Origin of the sequence: Nostoc sp. 'Lobaria pulmonaria (5183) cyanobiont' (assembly GCF_002949795.1) — a bacterium.
Lineage (GTDB): Bacteria > Cyanobacteriota > Cyanobacteriia > Cyanobacteriales > Nostocaceae > Nostoc.
Genome location: NZ_CP026692.1, coordinates 2,643,596 through 2,664,218, shown reverse-complemented (window position 1 = coordinate 2,664,218; position 20,623 = coordinate 2,643,596). Strand labels below are relative to the sequence as shown.

Here is a 20,623-nt window from a genome sequence, read left to right as displayed (position 1 = left end):
TTGTTGTAACAATTCTATGTGAGTCATGTAGTTACAAAACGCTATATCTTGGATGAATAGCTCGAGCAATCTGCTATTTCAGGATAAATATGGTAAATCTGCGTTGTTGATTTCATAATATAAGCAAAAAAAATGTGTATGACGATACAGTTTTTTGGTTTGAGTAAATAAGACAATCAGTCAAATTTATCCGTTTAGGCATAAATTTACGAAAGTGAAATTAGTTTATACCTTCCACTTTTTGCCTGATTAGGGCTTTATTAATTTAGCGATCGCATTTTACCTTGTGAAAATTTTATGGTTAAAAGCTTAAGAGTTAGTATGCTGCTATTGGCAGTGATGGGAAATTTGGCATGGTCATTTAGTGCCAAGGCAAATTTTAGCGGCAAACTCACCGTGGAAATTGATGGCTTGAAGAATAAACAAGGACAAATATGTGCCAGTATATTTGCTAGCAGTGAAGGATTTCCTAGCGATCGCGATCGCGTCTTACAAAAGCAGTGTACCAAAATTACTGAAAATCCCTTATTCATTACCTTTAACAACTTGAAAGCAGGTAGCTACGCCGTTGCTGTCTTCCACGATCAAAATAATGACCACACTCTTAATACCAACATTTTTGGTATACCAAGGGAAGGTTTTGGATTTTCCAGCAACCCAGAAATTCGCACAAGAGCGCCTAAATTTAGCGAAGCAGCATTTTTAGTGGCAGGGCCAGATACCAATATCAAAATCCAGTTGAAATATTTTTAAGCTGCCAGCAGATTCAGCTTGGTACACTGTCAATTTGAGATTTGAGATTTTGGATTGAAGGAAAAATCTCAAATCTCAAATCAAATGACTCCTGCTTTATTGTTCTAAATCATTGTCTGAATCTTCCTGTAGACTCTGTTGTTCCGGCAAGCCACGTATTCGATTCATCTGAGTTAAAGCATATCGTGCTGTTGCTTGCACATCGGCATCTGGGTCTTCTAGCGCATGGTGCAACATCTGACTCATTTGACCCATCATGTCATAAACGCGCGTCAGGTCACGGATCGCATTTTGCCGCACTTGTGGACTTTCATCTTGAATGGAAATTGCTAAAGCACGGTTCATCGGTTTGAGTGTGCGGATGCCAATTTCTGACAAAGCTGCTAAAATTAAGCTACTTTCTTGAGAATCGGCATCAATTATCAGGTCAACCAGATGCTGAATAGCCCGCGAATCTCCCTGCTGACCTAAATCCCAAATAGCCTTGCGCCGCTTCGTTGGGTCAGAACTGCGTAAATCTTGAATTAATTCGTCAACGATATTGAGTTTAGCAAGACGGGAAGTTTTTTCTGGTAGCAGTAATTGTGGGGAAAGTGGTGGTGTAGTTGTTTGTAAACTAGTGACAGTCTCCAGTAAAGGTGGTGTAATCGGGTCTTTGTTAGCTTCACTCAAACTTTTAGGCTTTGATATTTCGGACTTTTGCACTTGCTTGACCTTCTGAAACCACCTCAGCAGATAAATAAGTGCGCCAGTACATCCTAGAACTCCAATGGCAAATATTAACCACCAGACAAAACCTCTTTCGGTTGGTTTGGGTTTTGCAGAAGTTGGAGCAATAGAGGTAACTTTTGGAGAGGTGACAAACTGCTTTTTAGCCTCCATTGCTGCTTGCAGTTTCTCCTGAGTTGCCGGGCCAGCAATCCCATCCACTTTTAAACCCTTTACTTTCTGGAATTTAGTTACAGCGATTTCCGTATTAGTGTTGTACTCTCCATCTACCACGCCACTGTAGTATCCCAACTGCTTTAATTGGGTTTGTAGTCTCTGCACATCTAAATTTCGACTACCATATCTCAAAACGGCCGGACTAGCAGTAACTGTCGAACTGGCTTGTGCAAGTTCTAAAATTTCAGGTGCTAGGTTAAGTGTGGCTGCGCTTGAGCGATTTGGGTAAAAACCCACGCAAGAAAAACAGGTAAATATCAGAATTGAGGAACGGCATAGCCTCATATTGCAAGTTTCAGCCTGAACGTGCTTTTCAAGTCTTCGATACCACAATAGCTTCTAGACGACCAAATGTTAACTGTCATTTTAAATTGGAAATCGGGCATTGGCAAAAAGGAGGCAGGAGGCAGAAGTTCTTTAATTTTTAATTTTTAATTAATTTCTCCCTCATCTCCCTACTGAATTACGAATTACGTAGCTTGCTTCTCGCCTTTGGCGAGTATTACAAATTATTTTAACAAGTTAGGGTAATATTTTTGGTTCAGATTCTTTAACTGCTAGGCTTATAGAACTCAATTTTTTAGCAGATGTTTCTAAAACTGGTTGCTGTATATTAGCTATCTCGCCGACAGTAACTGTGTCCTTTTGTCCTGCTAGAGTATCACGTTGGTTAATCAGATAGATGCTGATTAAAGTGAGAAATACTCCTACCCACTGCAACGGACTGAGAACTTCTGAGAGGAAAAGATTGCCGAATAGTAGCGCAAAGACAGGTGTCAGGAAGGTGAGAGAACTAAGACTCGTAAGACTGCCACTAGAGGCAAAGTAGAAGAATAACCCATAAGCGATCGCACTGCCAAATACGGTAGCATAACCCAAAGCCATGAAATCAGATCCTCCCAGATTTTCCCACTGCTGGGATTCAACAACTGATGAAATTCCCCATAGTGGCAATCCGCCCAAAATCATGTGCCATCCCGTAGCGCTTACAGGGTCAGTATGTCGGCACACAAACCGAATCAACACTGTTCCCACTGCCATTGATAGCGCTGCTAACAGCATTAACCACTCGCCACTAGCAAACAAATCTTGCCAGTTGCCAATTGTGATATTTGCGCCTGAGTCAAAAAAATGTAAAATCCACTCATCGGGTAAGCCAATTAAACTAATGCCTGTAACTCCCAAGCCTAGCCCCAGCCATCCCCAAAAACCAATGTGTTCTTGGAATAGCCACAACGACAGCAAGGCGACAGCCAAGGGTTGCGAGTCAATCATCACAGACCCTAACCCTGCACTAGTTCTGACTAATCCCTCTGCCAAAAAGCCTTGAAACAGCGTCCCATCTACTAGGGCAAATAAGGCAATCCACAGCCATGCAGCCCAACCCTTCGGCTGGGGTTTACCCATGAATGCTGCTGCAATCAGAATTAACATCCCTGCTGGTATCAGACGTACACCTGCCATGAATAGCGGTGTGGTATGGGGTATCACTCCTTTCATGGCTACCATTGCCGTCCCCCATAGGAAAAAGGGGGCGATTAACAAGAGGGGGGCGAAGGGAAGTCGAGATGCACTGAGTTTCAGTTGCATGGTTTGCTGATGCCTTTGTTTAACAAGCGCAAAAATTACTTTACCTAATTTTACCGAATTATGTAGTTTTGCGTAGGCATAGCCCGTCATAGACATCGCCTTTGGCGGGTGCTTTACACCATCGCATCGCGTCTTAGAGACAGTGAAACTCTCCAGCCTGAGCCTAGTACAGCACTGCGTAAATAAACATACCATTTCAAATGGCGCAAGAGCTTGGAATACAATTATGCGTGACTTTTGACTTCCGCCTTGCGGTACTAGTGCGATCGCTTGCTAGACAGCTTAAGAAATGCGGTCATCAGCCAGCCCCTAATATATGCTTACTCAAGCATAATAGGTGTATTTGTTTAAGATTATTAAGTGTAATCTACAGGTAAATATTATGCTTAGTCAATTACCGAATTGCATTACTAGCCCTTCGTGGTGGCAACTGATTGGATGGATTGCCGATCCGATTGGATTTCAGCAAAAGTATAGTCAAGAGTATGGAGATATTTTTTCCATGCAACTAGGTGGACTCAGTTCTTATGTAATTCTTAGCCATCCCCAAGCCATTCAAGAAGTTTTCAGTCAAGATTCTAAATTTGATATTGGTCGTGGTAATAGACTTGCAGAGCCTTTGATTGGGCGAAATTCTCTCATGTTAATAGATGGTGCCCGCCATCGACGAGAACGAAAATTATTAATGCCCCCCTTTCATGGAGAAAAGCTACAGACTTATGCTCAACAAATCTGCTTAATTACCGAGCAAATCGCCAGTCAATGGCAAATCAATCAACCTTTTGTAGCTCGTTCTGCCATGCAGAAAGTTAGTCTAGAACTAATTTTACAAATTGTCTTTGGTTTAAGTGAAGGGGAACGCTATCAACTAATTTTACCTCTCCTTACTAGTTGGTTGGATATGACTGATTCTCCTTTGCGCTCCAGTATGCTATTTTTCCCATTCTTACAACAAGATTGGGGAAAATGGACTCCTTGGGGGCAGATGAAAAGTAGACAAAGCTATATTCATGAGCTACTTCAAGCCGAAATTGAAGAAAAAAGAACAAAGAACGATCGGAGCCAGGGTGATGTTCTGAGCTTGATGATGGCAGCACGGGATGAAAATGGGCAAGCAATGACCGACGATGAATTAAAAGATGAATTGCTGACAATTTTATTTGCTGGACATGAAACTACTGCAACAACGCTAGCGTGGGCTTTCTATCAAATTCACCGAAATTCAGATGTTCTCTTAAAATTGCAGCAGGAACTCGACAGCTTGGGAGAAAATCCTAACCCGATGCAAATTGCCCAACTTCCTTACTTAAGCGCAGTTTGCCAAGAAACCCTGCGGATGTATCCAGTCTTGCCAGGGCTTTTCCCACGCATTACCAAATCATCCATAAATATTGCCGGATACCAGTTTCCTCCTGAGACAACTTTAATGATAAGTATTTACCTTTTGCATCACCGGGAAGACTTGTATCCTAATCCTCAACAATTTAATCCCGAACGTTTTTTAGGACGCCAGTATTCCCCTTGGGAGTTCATTCCTTTTGGTGGCGGAAGTCGGCGCTGTTTAGGATATGCCCTTGCTCTGTTAGAAATCAAATTAGTCCTGGCAACAGTTTTATCTAATTATCAACTTACCTTAGTAGAAAATAAACCGATTAAACTGCAACGACGTGGATTTACCCTTGCTCCGAATGGTGGAGTTCGGATGATGGCTATTAAAAAACGATAAACTTGCTTGGCAGGAACTTGCGTAGCGATCGCTTTCTCAAGTTTATCCAAATTCTGTTTCCATTTAGCCAAAGTCCCTCTCCCAAGCTTGCTATGCTGTACACACATCTTGGTAATCAAGCCCAAACCCTGGATTTACCCCCCTTAGTCCCCCCCTTGTCAAGAAGGGAAATATCCGGTTCTCCCCCTTGCTAAGGGGGAGTTATATCATGTCCGGTTAATTAGTTATAATTCCCGTAATCTATGCAGAAACCGGAAAACCCTCTTTCCCCCTGCCCCCTGCCCCCTGCCCCCCTGCGGTCTCAATGATAAGTTTTTCACCGGACACGATATTAGAGGGGGTAAGGAGAACTTGTGTGTACCCCGTAGCTTAAACTTGGGAGAGCGACTTAGGGTGAAAGCTCATTGATTCATGCAAAAAGTCTATTTTTTTGACTATTGTTTGCGTAAGTCCTGTTCGCTTTTCGCTGTCCGGCTGAAGAGTCGATAGTATAGTGACGTACTAGTTTCCTTTAAGGGAAACAGCAGATAGGTGAGAGGATTTATTGCCACAATAATATTTCGGAAGTCTCGTCGGGCGAAAAATAAGATTGCACGAGCAACTTGCTGTGCAGACATCACTCCATAAGGATTAAGTTGACTCTTAAATGGGCCAAGAATTAACTTGCGAATTACACAATCCCCATCTAAACGCTTGAGGGTGACAATATCTCCTAGCGCTCTTTTGCTGAGTTCATAAAGTGGACTCAGTGCGGGAGAAACCTCAGCCTCAGAAGTGTTTACCCAGATTTCCTTGGTTGCTTTTGCTTGTGGGCCTGTTACAGTTGTCAAAAATATATCTATCAACCGCAATGCTGAAAAGGTATTCACTTCATAAGAGGAGTTGATAGCCTCCGGTGTGCGGCTGGCATAGACATTGACTCCATGATTGATAATTAAAATATCTACTTTCTCTAAACTATCCTTCAGATTGGCTTCGTTGCCCAACTCCCAGGAAACCACCTTTACCCCAACTTGCTTTACTAATTTTTCTGGATTAGTGGTTAATGCCACGACTTTAGCATTATTCTTTACAAGTTCAGCTGCCAACGCTTGCCCCAACGCTCCTGATGCTCCGGTTAAAGCAATGGTTTTACCTTTGAGAGATAGTCCTGTACCAAGAATTTTATCCACTAGGGGAAAGACACCACTGTAGTAGGCGTTAACATTATCAAAATGATGCCGCCAATGGTAAGAGCGATTTACCCACCAAATGGATGGAACTGTCTCTAAAGGGCCGGGTAGGTGGTTGTAATCTGTATCAATTTTTCCTTGAAAATATCGCACAGACGCGCCATACAAAAAGGTGCAAGCGTAAGCTACTCCCAGCCATAACCCCTTATGTTGGACAATTAAGGCAATGACTATCAATACCACCAGCAGTAGACTCGATTCTAAAATGTCGTGATAAAGCTGAGATTCTTGGTAAACTTTCAGGGAAACTATCGATAAATCGCGGCGATAAGCTGCATGGTGCTTGTTGTGCCATTTAGCAAGCCAATTGACTTGGTGACACAAAGCATGGTAACTGTCTCTCAATATCTCAGCAAGTAAAAGTGAGAAAAGTGCCCAACTAGCAAACTCTAAGCTGGCATTTAGCCAAACCCAATTAATTTGTAAGCTTGTTTCAATTCCTATCAAGTTTTCTAGCATTTTTATCATGTTTGTCTATACTCGTTTTTTTTTAATCATTCTTCATGATCTGATAAAGGTGCGTTCAGGTCGAGTTTAGAGCAAATTAAAATCAAAGGGAATGGGCAATGGGGAGTGGGGAGTAGGGGAGCAGGGGAGACAAGGGTGAATTATTGAACAAGTCTCTCTCTTATCTCCCTCTTCTTCCTTGTCTACCTTGTCTCTTCTCAATGCCCAATGCCCAATTACGAATTAGTTATAATATCCCAGTTGACTTTCAGATATCCAGGTTCAATGTGGGTAAAGTGTTTGCTCAATTGCTGATGTGCTTTTGGTAGCGCGTGGAACGGAATTGATGCGTACAAATGATGCTCTGCATGAAATGGCATATTCCACATAAAAAATCGTATACACCAAAGTGTGAGGGTTGTGCGCGTATTGGTGAGCAGATTTGCATCAAGAGTGCAACCTGTATGTTCTGCTAGCAGAATAAAACGGAGAATTGGCTCACCGACAAGCATAGGTAGCAGCCAATAGAGGAAAAACCAAGGCTGATTAACTACAATTGAAAGAGCGATAGCACCTGCATAAATACCTAATTGCCAACGTGTAGAACGCATAACTTCGGCTCGTGCTGCTTCTGGGACAAATGGAAAATTGTCAAATTGACCAGTGGCAACTTGAAAATGCCCGTGTATTTTACCCCACCACCACGGTAAACCGCTAATTATCAACAAGTATTTGCCCAGGTTACTCGGTTTGGGATCGGTCAATTCTGGATCTTTGTCAGGAACGCGAGTGTAACGGTGATGCCATTTATGATAGCGGCGAAAAAACGTGCTGTTGTAAAATGAGAGCAAACCGGAAAACCAAGCCACAGCATCATTCAAACGATTGTTAGCGAAAGCCGTTCTGTGAACGCATTCATGCATTGGTGCAAACATCGAAGCCAGACTGAAGCCGTAGATTATCAGTGCTGGTATAGCCACTGACCAATTACCAAAGTTTGTTGCCCATAGGTAGCCACTGCAACCCATAACAGTGAGATGAAAAACTAGTTGAACTAGCCCTTTGCTGTTGGAGCGATCGTTTAGAAGACTTAATTCTTGTACAGTGAGAATTTTATAGAGGTTTTGCTTATTATCAGCTTTGTCATCTAATAATTCAGATTGAATAATTGCGTCATTAAACATAATTTGAAGTAGGTCGGTGTGAATAGTTGCGCGTGGGTTGCCTTCTAATTCCTCAATTCTGATGTAATTTTAATAGACACTGCGAATTTAAACCTCATCTATGTTGAGAACCGTAGTTTTTGCCCTCACCCTAAATCCCTCTCCCTACTTGGGAGAGGGACTTCTTTCCGGCTCCCCTTCTCCCAATATTGGGAGAAGGGGCTGGGGGATGAGGGTTTTTCTATTCATACAGAACTACGGTTTTCAACGTGGACGCAGTTTAGCTGACCACACCAGCGCGAAAAATTTGTTCTGCGGTTAAATTCAATTCTGGGAAAGTTGGTGATTGGATACGGTCATTGCCTCGAAATTTATTAATTAGATACTCACCTTCTTCTAAACAGCAAACCAAAATAGTAGGTTGTTTTGGCTTGCCAATAAATTCTCTACCGCCCAATGCGGCATAATCAACAATCCAATATTCAGGAATTCCCATTTCCTCATAATCAGCGTATTTTTTATGGTAATCATCACGCCAATTAGTACTCACTACCTCCACCACTAAAGGAATGGATGCAGCTTGACTTACAGTAGATGCTTTTTTCCATAGAGGTTCATTTATTAAATTGGGCTGATTTAGTATAAGGACATCTGGTGAATAAGCTGATTCGTTTTCAAGTGGTTTGACAAATACTGTTTTTGGGATGAGATAGAGAAGATTTAAGCGGTCAAATTCTACACTCAGTTTTCTGACCAAAAATCCTGTAACCTCTTCATGGTGGCCTGTTGGTTGTGCCATCTCAACAATTACTCCATCATGGAGTTCATAACGTCTTTGTGGGTTGTCTGGGTACTGAGCAACAAATTCGTCGAATGTAACTAGTTTGTGTAAAGCTTGAGTCATGGCTTTATTCCTCTAGGCAAAACTGATATGAGCGTGAAAGAAGTAAGAGTTAGGGGAAGTAGATAGATAGGACTTACGCAATAATTCTCTGAAACCTTATTCCTTTGTGTCCTTTGCGTCCTTTGCGGTTCGTTTTTTCATGATTTTGCGTAAGTCCTGATAGAGAACAAAGACTTATTCTAAGCATATTGCAATTCAAAGGCTTGTTCAGCCATTGAACTCTGTTAACGAGTATTTGAACCGGATGAATCTACCTCTGAACTCCGTTAACCTAGCTTTTGTACGAAATATTTTACTTCCTTCAATCTCAAGTGTCACACTACGGCTCTTCGATGTTTAGAGACTGTAGTTGGTGCGATCGCAATTAACTTCTGGCTTCACGTTTTGGTGTTTCGCGCAGTCTGTAGCAGCTTCCGTCTTCCCTGCAAGAACTTCTGCCTTGACGTTTCGGTGTTTCGCGCAGTCTGTAGCAGCTTCCGTCTTCCCTGCAAGAACTTCTGCCTTGACGTTTCGGTGTTTCGCGCAGTCTGTAGCAGCTTCCGTCTTCCCTGTAAGAACTTCTGCTTTGACGTTTCGGTGTTTCGCGCAGTCTGTAGCAGCTTCCGTCTTCCCTGCAAGAACTTCTGCCTTGACGTTTCGGTGTTTCGCGCAGTCTGTAGCAGCTTCCGTCTTCCCTGTAAGAACTTCTGCCTTGACGTTTCGGTGTTTCGCGCAGTCTGTAGCAGCTTCCGTAGTAACCAAGTATTAATATAGGAGGATAATCTAACTCCAAATTAAGACATAGGTGCAGGTGAGCAATGCCCACCCTACTTTGGCTCTTTTTATATAACGTCTACCTGCAATTAACTCCCCTAGACAATGCTGCCTAAATTCATCCCCCTTTTCTGCAACGCCAGAATTTCTTCCATGCTCCTGTGCTCCTTTAACTCTCCCTCTTCTCTTGCCGTTCTTTGAGTTTAAGCATAATTTCCGCGTGCATCTCGCGGGTAATTGGGTAAAAATACGTCAAAATTAAGCCAAAAATCAAACACACTGTCGGTATGGGGCCAACAGCAACGCGAATAGCAAACAGTGCCGATTCCGGTTGCATCGGTAGTGGTCTTCCGGCTACAGATTCTTTAAAACCGGCTACTTGCAAAGCATTTCCCACCAAAAATAGCCCGAAAGCCAAACCAAATTTTTGCAGCAAAACCATGAACCCATAAAAAATGCCTTCTCTGCGTTGTCCAGTTTGGAGTTCATCTAATTCAATCACATCTGGAATCATCGACCAGGGAATTAGATAAGCTGTGGATACACCAATACCAGCCATGACAGCCATCACATACATCAAAACTATTTGACCAGGTTGTAAGAAAAATAGTCCGGCAGCTGCTACGATCCACAAACTCATTCCCAGAAAATAAACAACTTTTTTTCCGATTTTTTTACTCAGCGCCCCCCAGACAAATAGCATCAGCAGGGCGGTTCCTTGGACTGCAATCACCAGTGTGGGCACATCTGATTCTTTAAGACCCATATAATAGACTACAAAATAGGGAATAATGCTGGCTGTAATCTGCACACCTAGCCAAGAAAAAAGATATATACCAATCACAAATAGAAAAGGTCGGTTGCTAAAGACAATTTTTAACTGTTCAAAGAAGGGGAGAGATGCAGGTTCTTCGGCTTGGATGCGTTTGGACTCAAAAGCCAGGATGCGATCGCGGACTCCAAAAACGCACCAATATAATGCCAAAATCGAAATTACCGTACAAATTGCTGCTAAAACGAGATATCGTTGTTGGGGATTGTGAATGTTGTCAAAAACAATTTTCGTTAAAATTAATGACAGAAGGCTACCACCAATAGAAAATGTGAACCGAAAGCTGTTAAGGCTGGTGCGTTCGTCGTAATCTTGAGTTAGTTCTGGAGTCATCGCCGTATAAGGCAAATTCACAACCGTGTAAAAGGACTGAGATACAATCCCAATCGCTACGTAATACCAGAACAGCGGCCAAATATTCTCACTCTGATTTGCACTAAATTGCGGTACAGTCCACTGCAACCAGAAGAAAATTCCAAAAGGGATTGCTCCATAAAACATCCAGGGAAGACGACGGCCCCAGCGACGAGATTTTGTTTTATCACTCAGGAACCCGATAACCGGATCATTTACCCCATCCCAGATTTTGCCAATCATCAGAATACTGCCAGCTAAACCCGCAGGAATACCAGCGACATTGGTAAAGAAAATCAGCAGAAAAAAGACAGAGATATTTGCAGTAATTGCTGGACCAAAATCCCCTGCACCGTAAGCCAGTTTTGTTTTAAAGTCGAGTTTTTGACTTAGAGGATCTCGTTGGGCATCGCCATCAGCGACATAATCATTCATAAAACTTTGCACTCATACTAAAATAATAAAGTTTGCGAGGCCGAATAGCCCGTTGTAGACATCGCCTTCAATACTAGCTATCTACCACTCCCCTTATACTTATGCCAGACCTTTATCTTTCTTGGTCAGATTATCACCAAAAAATTGAACAACTGGCTATTCAGATTTATCAATCCGGTTGGGAATTTAACCAGATTATCTGTCTTGCTAGAGGAGGACTACGAGTTGGAGATATTCTTTCCCGTATATACCAGCAACCACTGGCAATTTTAGCAACCTCATCTTACAGTGGCTCTGGAAAGCAAGAAAGAGGTAATTTAATTTTCTCCCACCACTTAACGATGACTGCCGAAAAGTTAGGTTCGCGCATTCTCCTAGTGGATGACTTAGTAGACTCTGGGGTAACACTCCAACAGACTATACCTTGGCTCAAGCAAAATAATGATTTCCCCATTGAGGAAATTCGCACTGCCGTTCTTTGGTATAAAGCCCGTTCATTTATAGCACCCGATTATTATGTTGATTATCTGCCTGATAACCCCTGGATTCATCAACCTTTTGAACACTACGAGCAGATGAACCCCGCAGAACTTGCGGCTAAGGTAAGTCAACTGTGTTGATTAATACCTAGACAAAATGAATCTTACACTCACTGATGCTCCCTAGTACCGCAAGGCGGAAGTCAAAAGTCACGCATAATTGTATTTCGGGCTTTTACACCATTTGAAATGGTGAGGCAGTCCGGTCTTGGGGGTTCCCCCCATGAGGAACTGCCGTTAGCACAGCGTTAGCGAGCCTGCGAGCGTCACCCGAAGGGGTATGTTTATTTCCGCCGTGCTGTACTAGATTTGTTACAGGATAATTTTTCGCAAATGGCACGGTGAATGTAACTACTGCACTGGTAGCATTTTAGATTTTAGCGATCGCTTCCGCTAGCACTATCAATCGCAAGTCAATTTCAACATTAGCTTTCAAACATAATAAAATATGTGCTGGTATTAGTTAGAAGGGCTTTCAAACTCTTCCCTCAGGAAGTACCAAGGGCACATCATTTGTCTTAGTCTTTGTTTTATGGAAATAAAAAGGAAGCCAGAAAAGAAGGCAACAGGCAGCTATGCTAAAGCGAACAATCAGTGGGAGCTTATACCCATCACTGATAGCGTAGGTAGCGAGTCCGTGAATGTCTTGCAGGCCACCATACCAGAGGTATGGTGGCCTGTACCCAATCAGGTCTTGGCTAAAGGCTTTCCTAAAAATTTTTTCTTTGCTTCTACCTCCTGCCTTGCCCAAAGGGCTTGGTCAGAATTCAGCAGTGAGAGTGAGAATGAATAAAAGGATTTTATACTACCACCTGATTGTAGACCGCCCTTGTTAGGCGGGTGTATTAAACCTTTTTATTCAAAAATCAGAATTCAGAATGAATTCTGATTTTTGATTTTTTCTTGATAAAAATTGAAGAAATGTTACTAAACTTGGGTGAATCTGGACAGGGACTGCTGAGGCAATATTTCTTAGAAGCGGAGTGTTGTAATGACGAATGAGGAAGTGGAGGAAATATGTTTAGACGATATTCTTATCACTGAAGAGTTGTCCCGTCGAGTTCCCAGAACCACTGACCTTAAGGAAGAAAACGATGCACTTCATACCCTGGTACGGCAACTAGTTGAGCAGCCTCAAATTATGCTCAAAAAGCTTGTAAAAATAACTACTCAATTGTGTCAGGCAGAATCAGCAGGTGTCAGCTTACTTGAGGTGACTCCAAACGGGGAAAATATCTGCCGCTGGTACACACTAGCCGGGATGTTAGAAGTGTATGAACAAACTCCCACTCTTTACAGCTGTAGTTTCTGCGGCTTCTGCCTAGAACGTCAAACCCCCCAGCTTTTTTCCTATCCAGAACGGTATTTCACCTACTTGCAAGAGTTTAAGCCAACAATCGTCGAGCTCCTGGTGGTACCTTTATTGATTGCCAATCAACCACTTGGCACGATTTGGATTGTATCCCACGATCAGCATCGGCAGTTTGATCAAGAAGACTTGCGGCTGATGAAAAGCCTCGCAAATTTTACCGCCGCCGCCCTTTACAGTAGCAATGCCCGTCAAGCAGCCGAAGAATCTGCACGGCGTGAGCAAGCCGCCCGTGCCGTTAGCGAAGCCGCACAAAATGCAGCTGAACAAGCCAATCGTCTTAAAGATGAGTTCCTCGCTGTTCTATCTCACGAACTGCGTTCCCCCCTCAACCCGATTCTGGGCTGGGCAAAACTCCTGCAAACCCGCAAATTTGATGAAGAAAAGACGGCTTATGCTTTAGCAACTATTGAGCGCAATGCCAAGTTGCAGTCTCAGCTAATGGAAGATTTACTGGATGTTTCCCGGATTCTTCAAAGCAAACTCAGCTTAAAAGTATCCTCTGTTGACCTGTCGGCCGTCATTGAAGTAGCCCTTGATACTGTGCAGCTAGCGGCTCAAGCTAAGTCAGTTCAACTGAAGACGAAATTTGAACCGAATGTAGGGCAAATTTTGGGCGATCCCAGTCGCTTGCAGCAAGTCGTCTGGAATTTGCTCTCTAACGCCGTTAAGTTCACACCGTCCGAGGGTCAGGTGGAAATACGACTTGAGCGCGTGGGTACACAAGCGCAAATCCAAGTGAGTGACACGGGTAAGGGGATTGAGCCAGAATTTCTGCCTCATGTGTTTGATTACTTCCGTCAAGCTGACAATACCACAACAAGAACCTTTGGCGGCTTGGGGCTTGGTTTAGCGATCGTTCGTCAAATCGTTGAACTGCACGGTGGAACAGTCCACGCAGAAAGTGAGGGAGATGAAAAAGGTGCCACCTTTATTGTGTTGTTACCCATCAAGAGTGTCGAGCCTCAAACAAGTGAAGACAAGGTTTTGCCTGAGAGTTCCCCTAACCTTGAGGGGGTAAATGTGCTAGTCGTGGACGATGAAGTTGACACCCGCGACCTCATAGTTTTCATTCTTCAACAGTATGGTGCTACTGTGCGTGCCTTCGCCTCAGCATCGCTTGCATTAGATGCCTTTGCACTCGATAAACCAGATATTCTCTTAAGTGATATTGGGATGCCAGAAATGGATGGCTATATGCTGATTCGGCAAATTCGATCGCTACCACCACAGCAAGGGGGAGAGATTAGTGCGATCGCCCTGACAGCTTATGCTGGAGAGACTAACGAGCAACAAATTCTCCAAGCAGGATTTCAAAAACATTTAACTAAGCCCATAGAACCAGACAAATTAGCTCTGGTAATTGCTAGCCTAGTGAAATAATAAATAATTATTCTAAGAAGTAGAGAGTACCAGGTGGCTACAAATTCTGGTTTTAGAAACTTAAAAGATCAGTTCCTGACTGAAGGCAAAGAAGCTCTGCTGGCTCGGATGTCCAACCGCATCCGGCAATCGCTGAACCTTCAAGAGATTTTAGATGCAACGGTGGTAGAGTTGCGGGCATTTTTGCAAACCGACCGGACTAAGGTCTACCGCTTTGATCACGATGGGCATGGACACGTCGTTGCCGAAGCCAGTGCCCCCAACCGCCTGCCTTCTTTGCTGGGATTGCACTATCCATCTGATGACATTCCGCCCCAAGCGCGGGCCTTGTTTATCAAAGCACGTACCCGCTCCATTGTCAATGTCAGCGAACAGCGCATTATCCTCAACTCCCTGCCGACCCCCAACACACCGACAACCGGGGACTTGACCGTTGAAGAAGTGCAACAGCAACCCCTTGAAGATATCTTAAGCCGTCCTGTAGACCCTTGCCATGTAGACTATCTCACCCAGATGGGTGTGCAATCTTCTTTGGTGGTGCCAATAATTTATCAACAGCAACTCTGGGGGCTGTTAATTTCTCATCATGCCGAACCCAGAGAAATTACATCCGAGGATTTGCTGGTCGTCCAATTGCTTGCTGACCAGGTTTCACTGGCAATTACCCAGGCGAATCTGCTGAATCAGGTACAGGAGCAGCAGCAACGCGAAGCGATCGTCAATCAAATTGCTACTTTGCTGCACGCGCCTCTGAACCCTGAGCAGATTTTGCATAACGTTCTGGAAAAAGCAGTAAAAGCTTCTGGCAGTTCTGGAGGAAGGTTGTACCTCACGTCCCCCGATGAGGCTTTACCAGCTCATCTTTATACTTATGGAAATCAGCCAGTCCCATCCGGGATTGATCAACCAAACTTACTAGAAAATCATCCCCTCTGGCAAAAGGTAGGGGAAACTCCTACTCCCATCGACCCTAGTTTAACCCAAAAGGATAATCCCCCCTTGCGAGTAGTAATTAATCTTCAGCAAGAACCACGTTTGCACCAACTGATTGAATCCTTCCAGACTACACACATTCAGGGTTTGATTATTCAACCTTTGTATTATGGTAAAGAATTCTTGGGGTATTTAACCTTCTTTCGCGATCAAATTGGTACAAAAGGTCTTTGGCCGGGCTATAAAGAAGCCGATGAGCGCCAACAGCGCCCCCGCGAGTCAATGGCGCAATGGCAGGCACTCAAAGAAGATAAAGCTCATTCCTGGAGCATCGAAGAGATGGAACTCATCCAGTCTTTGAATATTCACCTATCGCTGGCTGTGCTGCAAAACCGCCTTTATCAGCGCGAACGGCAACAGCGCCTGGTAGTTGAGATGCACAACGAAGCTCTCTCTCATGCCCGAGCTGCCGCCGAAGAGGTGAGTCGCCTCAAGAGCAACTTCTTGGCTTCTACTAGCCACGAACTGCGAACCCCTCTGGCCTCGACCTTGAACTACTTAAAGTTGCTCAAAGAGCGCCTTTATGAAGACGAAGAGGAGTTGCGCCAATATATCGATGGCGCTTACCAATCGACGCAAAATCTCGTTACCATCATTAACGATGTGCTTGACATTGCCAAGATTGAAGACGGGCGCATCGCCTTAGACTTGGAGACAGTTTATCTGGAACAGCTTTTACAAGAGCAATGTTTTCTCTCAGGTGCCGAAAGCCGCTATAAGTCAATTCCTCTGACACTCCACTGTGAAATTGAGACTGTTTTTGCTGACAAGATCAAAGTTCGTCAGGTGATGACAAACCTCCTGGATAACGCCTTCAAATTCACAGATGAGGGTCAAATCGATGTCCGGGCTGTCGTCGATAGTACTGGGACAATGGCTCAAATCTCAGTACACGACACAGGCATCGGCATTGAGATGGAAAACTCAGAGCAACTGTTTTCCCCATTTGTGCAAGCTGATGGTTCTGCCCAGCGCGCCTACGGGGGCACCGGTTTAGGGCTGACTATCTGCAAGCGATTAGTGGAACTGATGGGTGGTAAAATCTGGCTTGAAAGCCCTGGGCTAGGGCAGGGAAACACTGTGAACTTTACCCTGCCCCTAAACGAACAAAGTCAGATAGCAGGTCAGGGTTCTCTAATTGAGGGCCAAGCCCCTAGCTAAAAGCTAGGGGCTTGGCCCTTGGAAGATACTTCACCTGACGATAAAAAAGATGGATATTTTTATGGTTTTTCATATTTGGACGGCAATTAAAATCACCTGTACCTTACCCTCATACATGAATGTAGGAGCTTCCACAGCATGGAGGTTTTGGTAACAATCTTGAACATCTTACTGGTTGAAGATAACCAACTTCTAGCTCAGGGAACTGCCAAACTAATCGAACGCTTGGGGGGTCATCAGGTGTTTATTACTGCCGAACCAAAAGAGATATTCCAGCTATGCGAAACGGGAGCAGTAGAACTAGTGATTATGGATATCAATTTGCCGGGAGCTAAGTGGCAAGGGCAAAAAGTTGATGGCTCGATGCTGGCACGCCACCTAAAAGCACAGTGCAAACAAATACCAATTATCTTGGTGACGGCTTACACCATGCCCGCCGAACAACATCTGCTGTTGTCCCAATCTGGGGCGGACAGTTGCTATACCAAACCGATCACTGACTACGATGCTTTTTTGGATATGATTACTCTACTCGGTCAAAGGATAAATTGAATCCCATGTACAAGCTGGCGATTTTGGATGATGACGAACATTGGTGTAAAATCCTCCAAGGCTTTCTAAAGCAAGAATATGCGATGGTAACCTACAAGTCCGTGTCTAGTTTCTTATGGGAGTTAGAAGAACTAAACCAGTACGATATTTTTCTGGTTGACTTCATGCTGCCTACGGCTCGGTATGAGCTAAATACAGATGGCACCCAAATCGTTACCACTCTCAAGGGCCGCTTGCTTCATTCTCCTGTGGTCATCCTCGTCACGGCTTACATGAGTATGAATGAGTTAGAGGTGCATGGCAAACAAATGTGTCCAGAAGCAGACGCATTTTTTGCCAAGGATGCAGGACTAGAAATATTGGCTCGCCAAATGAAGCAACTGCTTACATCAGCTAAAACTAAGGACAGTTAGGAAAAAGTACTTAGGATTTTCGGACTTTCGCTTGCCCTAAATTCAGCTAAAGAGGCGTTTGAAGCGATCGCATTAAACTGCATAAATCTAAAATCAACTGGAAATTGTTTTATCCATTGTGTAATATTAGTACAGAACGTAAATTTTGTATATTTTTAGATATTTGTACAAAAATTACATTTTGATTAGTATCAATTACTTAATTTTATGAGGCGCTATGACTGCCATAAGTGCAACAGAAGCTCGTGCAAACTTTCAAGAGCTTATGAATCGTGCTGAGTATAAGGGTGAGCGTATTGTAATTCAGCGTCATGGTAAAGCTGCCGTAGCAATTATCGGTCTTGATGATTTGAAATTGCTTGAAGCTATTGAAGATGCTATTGATTCAGAAACACTTCGTCGTGCAATTGAGGAAAATGATGGGTTTACTACCTTAGACGCAATTAGTGTCAAGCGTGGAAATGAGTGAACGCTATAGTTTGAGAATTGCTAAGACTGCTGAAAAGGATTTATTGGATTTGCAAGCGAAACTTTATAAGCAGGTTGTATCTAAAATCCTTTCGCTTCAAGGCAATTCTAAACCTCAAGACTGCAAAGCCTTGAAAGGCTATAAGGGTGGTTATCGTGTTGATCAAGGTGAATATAAAATTCTCTACACGATTGATGAAGAAAGCAAATTGATTGATGTTTTTCGAGTTGGTAAGCGAAATGATGGTGAAGTCTACAAAAATTTGTAATCGCACTTCGTCCAAAATTTAGATGCATCTGCTCTGGAGTTGGCATTGAGTAAAAATATCAGCAGTGGAGTCTAACAATTCAACTCTCCAAACTTAGGACTCCACCACCCTTTTTGCGTACTGAAATAAGCCACCTCTTTATGTTTGGTGTCCTTACGGGATTGTGGGTCAGAACATCGCAACATTGTCTTACTCTGCCCCTCTTTGATGTAACTGTACTCCTCTAAAGCTTTCTTACATACTGGACAGGGATATGTCGTAACCTTGACGAGAGGCTTTTGTTGATTCTCAGGCTGGACTGCTTTAGTTCGTGGTGGCTGCCAAGTTTTGTTAAAGTCGCTCCAAAACAGCACAACATTTTCACAGCCTTTTGTGCATTTGAGAAAATATTTCTTTTTAACCTTAGTACTTGGAATTTTGGCGAGAAAATTTTTGCATTCAGGGCATCGAGTCTTGGAATTTTCATATTTGCGCTCACTCATCACATTAGCTTTACCTGTTGAGGAACTTGCAACTACAGTTTTAGCTTTGGAGAGTGCTGGTACAAAATAATTCTGATTCCAACTAGTTAAATAATGCTGCCAAGAGTTTTTTCCTTCGGAAATTGCATCAAGGGCATCTTCCATTTTCGCTGTGAATTCTGCCTCTAGTAAATCAGGTAATGCCTTGAGCAAAAACGCATCAACTTCTAACCCTAACGCTGTCGGTTGAAGATGGTCTTTTTTCAACTCAACATAATTTCGTTTTTTTAAAGTAGCAACAGTAGGAGCATAGGTACTTGGGCGACCAATTCCTTTACGTTCCATCAGTTGCACCAATTTTGGTTCACTATAACGGGGTGGTGGCTGCGTCTGTTTCTGCTCATGTCCAGCATTCTCCAGTTTCAATGCTTGTCCCTGTTGTAATGAAGGTAAAATACTGTCCTTGCTGAGATTGTTCCAGTACCGGGCATAACCGTAAAATTCAATCACTTGCCCTCTGGCTGACCACAGTATGGAACCAGACTGAGTAATGACCTGAGTTTTACGCAATTGGGCAGCACGACACTGAGAAGCAATTGACCGTTTCCAGATCATTACATATAGATTAAACTCATCATCAGGAAGTTCTAAACGCAATTGAACTGAGGGACGAAATACATCCGTGGGACGAATCGCCTCATGTGCTTCTTGAGCCGATTTGCTACTGCGATGCTTGGCGACTTGCTGCGGTACATTCTGCGGGTCATTTTGCTCTAACCATTTACGGGCGCTGGCACAAAATTCAGGACTTAGCATTACTGAGTCTGTTCGCATATATGTAATCAGCCCTGCCTCATAAAGCTTTTGGGCCACAACCATAGTTTTATCAGGAGCAAACCTCAACTTTGAACCGGCTGCTTGCTGAAGGCTGGAAGTTGTAAATGGTGGAGGTGGCTGGCGGTTAACGATTTTTCCTTCAAAATGAATCACCTGATGAGGATGTCGCTGTGCTTCTTCAACTAAACGTGTAGCTTCTGCTTCGGAAAGAACACGTTTAGACTCTGGTGTTTCTGTACTATTATTTACCTTTGCATCATCATGAGTTTCAGTTTCTTGCTCTGCTGCATCTTTTGCAGAATCGACCGTCCCTTTGTAAAAAGCCCGGAATCCTTCAGCATAATCTACCCAGACACTCCAGTAATCTTGGGGGACAAAAGCCAGAATTTCGTTTTCTCGCTGACAAATCAAGTGCAGCGTCGCGCTTTGGACTCTACCAACACTCTTAGCGCCGTTATTCAATGCCCAAACTAAAGGGCTACCCTTATAACCCACCAACTTATCTAGGCAATCTCGGCACAGTCCAGCACCGATTAAGTTTTGGTCTAGCTTTCTGGGATTAGCGATCGCACTCTTTACCGCCGATGCTGTAATCTCAGTATAAATTACTCGTTTCGGTTCCCTTAAACCCAGCGTTTCTTTCAGGTGCCAAGCGATAGTTTCGCCTTCCCGGTCTGGGTCAGTTGCTAAGACAACTTCATCAACCTGCCTCACCGCAGACTTGAGCTTCTGGATTGTTTCTTTCGCTCGTTGGTCACGTGGGATGTAATTACACCGGACATTATTGCCATCCATCACGAAGCCCAAGGAATCGTCTCCTTCATTGCTGAGTTCGCGGATGTGACCACAACTTGCGAGAACTTTCCAATCTGAACCCAAAATTTGACTGAGTTTTTTAACTTTTCCGGGAGACTCGACTACAAGCAGGCGTTTGACCATAGCAACTGCATTCTTGATTCTGAGCAATAAACTGGCAATTGCAATGAGCGATCGCCTATTCTCGTGATCTGGATTTTCTAGAATACTGTACCAAAAAGCTTGGGA

Annotated in this window: 18 protein-coding genes; 10 read left to right on the top strand and 8 right to left on the bottom strand. The window is 43.5% G+C overall.

Annotated features, from left to right (window positions below):
• The first annotated feature begins 297 nt into the window (after positions 1-297).
• Positions 298-753: a DUF2141 domain-containing protein gene (locus NLP_RS11585; protein ID WP_104906534.1), complete on the top strand. Its 456-nt coding sequence runs from the start codon at positions 298-300 to the stop codon at positions 751-753.
• A gap of 96 nt (positions 754-849) precedes the next feature.
• Here the strand turns inward: NLP_RS11585 and NLP_RS11580 are convergent, their stop codons facing one another.
• Together NLP_RS11580 and NLP_RS11575 are read right to left on the bottom strand one after the other, a co-directional pair.
• Complete coding sequence (locus tag NLP_RS11580; protein ID WP_104906533.1) at positions 850-1,983, bottom strand: peptidoglycan-binding protein; 1,134 nt, start codon at positions 1,981-1,983, stop codon at positions 850-852.
• Between the two features lie 237 nt (positions 1,984-2,220).
• Entirely contained in the window at positions 2,221-3,288 is a 1,068-nt protein-coding gene (locus NLP_RS11575; RefSeq protein ID WP_104909844.1) for a DMT family transporter, read from the bottom strand.
• Between the two features lie 382 nt (positions 3,289-3,670).
• Between NLP_RS11575 and NLP_RS11570 the strand changes: the two genes are divergently transcribed.
• On the top strand, positions 3,671-5,014 hold the full coding sequence (locus tag NLP_RS11570) for a cytochrome P450 (protein ID WP_104906532.1): 1,344 nt from the start codon (positions 3,671-3,673) through the stop codon (positions 5,012-5,014).
• Between the two features lie 434 nt (positions 5,015-5,448).
• Here NLP_RS11570 and NLP_RS11565 read toward each other — a convergent pair whose 3' ends face one another.
• The 5 genes from NLP_RS11565 to NLP_RS11545 form a co-directional block, all read right to left on the bottom strand.
• Complete coding sequence (locus NLP_RS11565; RefSeq protein WP_104906531.1) at positions 5,449-6,714, bottom strand: bifunctional sterol desaturase/short chain dehydrogenase; 1,266 nt, start codon at positions 6,712-6,714, stop codon at positions 5,449-5,451.
• Between the two features lie 215 nt (positions 6,715-6,929).
• Positions 6,930-7,877: a fatty acid desaturase family protein gene (locus tag NLP_RS11560; RefSeq protein ID WP_104906530.1), complete on the bottom strand. Its 948-nt coding sequence runs from the start codon at positions 7,875-7,877 to the stop codon at positions 6,930-6,932.
• A gap of 259 nt (positions 7,878-8,136) precedes the next feature.
• Positions 8,137-8,760 (bottom strand): Uma2 family endonuclease, encoded by a 624-nt coding sequence (locus tag NLP_RS11555; protein ID WP_104906529.1) that lies wholly within the window; start codon positions 8,758-8,760, stop codon positions 8,137-8,139.
• Positions 8,761-9,096: 336 nt separating this feature from the next.
• Positions 9,097-9,501 carry a hypothetical protein gene (locus NLP_RS11550; protein ID WP_104906528.1) on the bottom strand — a complete coding sequence of 135 codons (405 nt, stop codon included), beginning with the start codon at positions 9,499-9,501 and terminating at the stop codon, positions 9,097-9,099.
• A 181-nt stretch (positions 9,502-9,682) separates the two neighbouring features.
• Entirely contained in the window at positions 9,683-11,134 is a 1,452-nt protein-coding gene (locus NLP_RS11545) for an MFS transporter (RefSeq protein ID WP_104906527.1), read from the bottom strand.
• Between the two features lie 101 nt (positions 11,135-11,235).
• Between NLP_RS11545 and NLP_RS11540 the strand changes: the two genes are divergently transcribed.
• The 8 genes from NLP_RS11540 to NLP_RS11505 all read left to right on the top strand — a co-directional run bounded on the left by NLP_RS11540 (position 11,236) and on the right by NLP_RS11505 (position 18,281).
• Entirely contained in the window at positions 11,236-11,754 is a 519-nt protein-coding gene (locus NLP_RS11540) for a phosphoribosyltransferase (RefSeq protein WP_104906526.1), read from the top strand.
• Positions 11,755-12,205: 451 nt separating this feature from the next.
• On the top strand, positions 12,206-12,466 hold the full coding sequence (locus tag NLP_RS11535; RefSeq protein WP_104906525.1) for a hypothetical protein: 261 nt from the start codon (positions 12,206-12,208) through the stop codon (positions 12,464-12,466).
• Between the two features lie 198 nt (positions 12,467-12,664).
• Positions 12,665-14,425, top strand: coding sequence for a hybrid sensor histidine kinase/response regulator (locus NLP_RS11530; protein ID WP_104906524.1), 1,761 nt, complete (start codon positions 12,665-12,667; stop codon positions 14,423-14,425).
• 33 nt (positions 14,426-14,458) lie between these two features.
• A complete protein-coding gene (locus NLP_RS11525) occupies positions 14,459-16,579 on the top strand; it encodes an ATP-binding protein (protein ID WP_104906523.1) in 2,121 nt (706 codons plus the stop codon).
• A 138-nt stretch (positions 16,580-16,717) separates the two neighbouring features.
• Positions 16,718-17,131, top strand: coding sequence for a response regulator (locus NLP_RS11520; protein ID WP_104906522.1), 414 nt, complete (start codon positions 16,718-16,720; stop codon positions 17,129-17,131).
• Positions 17,132-17,136: 5 nt separating this feature from the next.
• Positions 17,137-17,544, top strand: coding sequence for a response regulator (locus NLP_RS11515; protein WP_104906521.1), 408 nt, complete (start codon positions 17,137-17,139; stop codon positions 17,542-17,544).
• 217 nt (positions 17,545-17,761) lie between these two features.
• Entirely contained in the window at positions 17,762-18,013 is a 252-nt protein-coding gene (locus NLP_RS11510) for a type II toxin-antitoxin system Phd/YefM family antitoxin (protein WP_104906520.1), read from the top strand.
• On the top strand, positions 18,006-18,281 hold the full coding sequence (locus NLP_RS11505; RefSeq protein WP_104906519.1) for a type II toxin-antitoxin system RelE family toxin: 276 nt from the start codon (positions 18,006-18,008) through the stop codon (positions 18,279-18,281). Before NLP_RS11510 ends, NLP_RS11505 begins: the two co-directional genes overlap by 8 nt.
• Before the next feature lie 71 nt (positions 18,282-18,352).
• On the opposite strand, the gene topA is transcribed toward NLP_RS11505, so the two are convergent.
• Positions 18,353-20,518, bottom strand: a complete 2,166-nt coding sequence (gene topA, locus NLP_RS11500) for a type I DNA topoisomerase (protein WP_104906518.1) — start codon at positions 20,516-20,518, stop codon at positions 18,353-18,355.
• Positions 20,519-20,623 lie beyond the last annotated feature (105 nt).

Excerpts from the sequence above, each read along its gene's own strand:
- NLP_RS11520 (WP_104906522.1), top strand. The coding sequence starts at position 16,718 with ATGGAGGTTTTGGTAACAATCTTGAACATCTTACTGGTTGAAGATAAC.
- NLP_RS11555 (WP_104906529.1), bottom strand. The coding sequence starts at position 8,760 with ATGACTCAAGCTTTACACAAACTAGTTACATTCGACGAATTTGTTGCT.
- NLP_RS11540 (WP_104906526.1), top strand. The coding sequence starts at position 11,236 with ATGCCAGACCTTTATCTTTCTTGGTCAGATTATCACCAAAAAATTGAA.
- NLP_RS11585 (WP_104906534.1), top strand. The coding sequence starts at position 298 with ATGGTTAAAAGCTTAAGAGTTAGTATGCTGCTATTGGCAGTGATGGGA.
- NLP_RS11575 (WP_104909844.1), bottom strand. The coding sequence starts at position 3,288 with ATGCAACTGAAACTCAGTGCATCTCGACTTCCCTTCGCCCCCCTCTTG.
- topA (WP_104906518.1), bottom strand. The coding sequence starts at position 20,518 with ATGGTCAAACGCCTGCTTGTAGTCGAGTCTCCCGGAAAAGTTAAAAAA.
- NLP_RS11510 (WP_104906520.1), top strand. The coding sequence starts at position 17,762 with ATGACTGCCATAAGTGCAACAGAAGCTCGTGCAAACTTTCAAGAGCTT.
- NLP_RS11530 (WP_104906524.1), top strand. The coding sequence starts at position 12,665 with ATGACGAATGAGGAAGTGGAGGAAATATGTTTAGACGATATTCTTATC.
- NLP_RS11545 (WP_104906527.1), bottom strand. The coding sequence starts at position 11,134 with ATGAATGATTATGTCGCTGATGGCGATGCCCAACGAGATCCTCTAAGT.
- NLP_RS11515 (WP_104906521.1), top strand. The coding sequence starts at position 17,137 with ATGTACAAGCTGGCGATTTTGGATGATGACGAACATTGGTGTAAAATC.
- NLP_RS11570 (WP_104906532.1), top strand. The coding sequence starts at position 3,671 with ATGCTTAGTCAATTACCGAATTGCATTACTAGCCCTTCGTGGTGGCAA.
- NLP_RS11580 (WP_104906533.1), bottom strand. The coding sequence starts at position 1,983 with ATGAGGCTATGCCGTTCCTCAATTCTGATATTTACCTGTTTTTCTTGC.
- NLP_RS11535 (WP_104906525.1), top strand. The coding sequence starts at position 12,206 with ATGGAAATAAAAAGGAAGCCAGAAAAGAAGGCAACAGGCAGCTATGCT.
- NLP_RS11565 (WP_104906531.1), bottom strand. The coding sequence starts at position 6,714 with ATGATAAAAATGCTAGAAAACTTGATAGGAATTGAAACAAGCTTACAA.
- NLP_RS11505 (WP_104906519.1), top strand. The coding sequence starts at position 18,006 with ATGAGTGAACGCTATAGTTTGAGAATTGCTAAGACTGCTGAAAAGGAT.
- NLP_RS11560 (WP_104906530.1), bottom strand. The coding sequence starts at position 7,877 with ATGTTTAATGACGCAATTATTCAATCTGAATTATTAGATGACAAAGCT.